3 protein-coding genes are annotated in these 1,512 nt (G+C 76.4%); 2 read left to right on the top strand and 1 reads right to left on the bottom strand.

Features of this window, described 5'->3' with window-relative positions; translation table 11 throughout:
- On the bottom strand, nucleotides 1–587 hold a 587-nt coding region (locus DVA66_RS20300; protein ID WP_269801650.1), incomplete at its 3' end, for an MATE family efflux transporter.
- A gap of 101 nt (nucleotides 588–688) precedes the next feature.
- Here DVA66_RS20300 and DVA66_RS20305 point away from each other — a divergent pair.
- Together DVA66_RS20305 and DVA66_RS20310 are read left to right on the top strand one after the other, a co-directional pair.
- Nucleotides 689–880, top strand: coding sequence for a hypothetical protein (locus DVA66_RS20305; RefSeq protein ID WP_114561567.1), 192 nt, complete (start codon nucleotides 689–691; stop codon nucleotides 878–880).
- A 43-nt stretch (nucleotides 881–923) separates the two neighbouring features.
- Nucleotides 924–1,512, top strand: a 589-nt coding sequence (locus DVA66_RS20310; protein ID WP_232822102.1) for an alcohol dehydrogenase catalytic domain-containing protein, incomplete at its 3' end; no start/stop codon positions are given.

Raw genomic sequence — 1,512 nt, forward strand, 5'->3', positions numbered from 1 at the left:
GCGCCGCGGATCCCCAGCCCGAGGCCGTAGACCAGGGTGACGTTGAGGACGATGTTGGCCAGGTTGATCCCGATCGCCACGTACAGCGGGGTGCGGGTGTCCTGCAGCCCGCGCAGCACCCCGGTCGCGGCCAGCACCACCAGCACCGACGGCAGCGCCACCGCCACCACCTGCAGGTAGGCCACGGCCTCGGCCGCCACCGCCGGGTCGGGACGGTAGAGCCCGACCAGCGGCTCGGCCGCCAGCCCGACCGTCAGCGCGGCCAGCACGCCGATCCCCACCCCGAGGGTGATGCCGTCCAGACCGCCGGCCAGCGCGCCCGCCCGGTCGCCGGCGCCGAGCCGCCGCGCCACCGTCGCCGTGGTGCCGTAGGCGAGGAAGATCGAGAGCCCGACGACCACGCTGAACACGCTCATCGCCACCCCGAGGCCGGCCAGCGAGGTGGTGCTGACGTGGCCGATCACCGCGCTGTCGACGATGAGCAGCATCGGCTCCGAGACCAGCGTCGCGAAGGTCGGGACGGCGAGGGCGAAGATCTCCTTGTCCAGCGCGCGCCGGTCCGGCTGCTGCGGGACGGGGGAGCTCACCGGTCGAGGGTAGTGCCCGCCGCCACCGGTGGCCCGGTTCGTCCCGCCCCGATCGGGTAGTCGAGCAGGTCCGAGCACGCCCCGAGCGAGGAGGACCTAGCGTGACCGAGCAGCAGCAGCCGGACGACCCGCGCGCCACCGACGAGCCGGACGACCTGCCCGGCGCGACCGCCGCACCGCAGGAGGACGGCGCGGTGGTCGATGACGAGTACGCCGAGGGCAGCACCACCGACCCCGACGGCGCCCAGCGCGACGCCCCCGCCGGGGAGGACTACGCCGGCAGCGGGTTCTGAACGGGCGCCTGGCGCCCGCCGCCGTGGCGTAGCCTCGCCGCTCGTGCGCGCCCTCAGCTACACCCGTCCCGGCGGCCCGCTGGAGCTGGGCGAGGTGCCCGACCCGGTCTGCCCGCCCGACGGGGTGGTCGTCCGGGTCCGGGCCACCGGCGTCTGCCGCTCGGACTGGCACGCCTGGCAGGGCCACGACCCGGTCCCGCTGCCGATGGTGCCCGGCCACGAGTTCGCCGGCACCGTCGTCGAGGTCGGCCCACAGGTCGACGGCTGGTCGACCGGGGACCGCGTCACCGCCCCGTTCGTGCAGGGCTGCGGACGCTGCCGCTGGTGCGCCGACGGCGACGCCCAGGTCTGCCCCGACCAGGTGCAGCCCGGGTTCACCCAGCCGGGCTCCTTCGCCGAGCTGGTGACGGTGCGCGCCGCCGCGCTCAACCTCGTCGCCCTGCCCGACGCGGTCGACGACGTCTCCGCCGCCGCGCTCGGCTGCCGGCTGGCCACCGCCTACCGCGCGCTCACCGAGCACGGCCGGCTCAGGGCCGGCCAGTGGCTCGCCGTGCACGGCTGCGGCGGGGTCGGGCTCTCGGCGGTGCTGGTCGGGCGCGCGCTGGGCGCCCGGGTGGTCGGCGTGGACATCT

The organism is Desertihabitans aurantiacus, from assembly GCF_003344635.1.
GTDB lineage: Bacteria > Actinomycetota > Actinomycetes > Propionibacteriales > Propionibacteriaceae > Desertihabitans > Desertihabitans aurantiacus.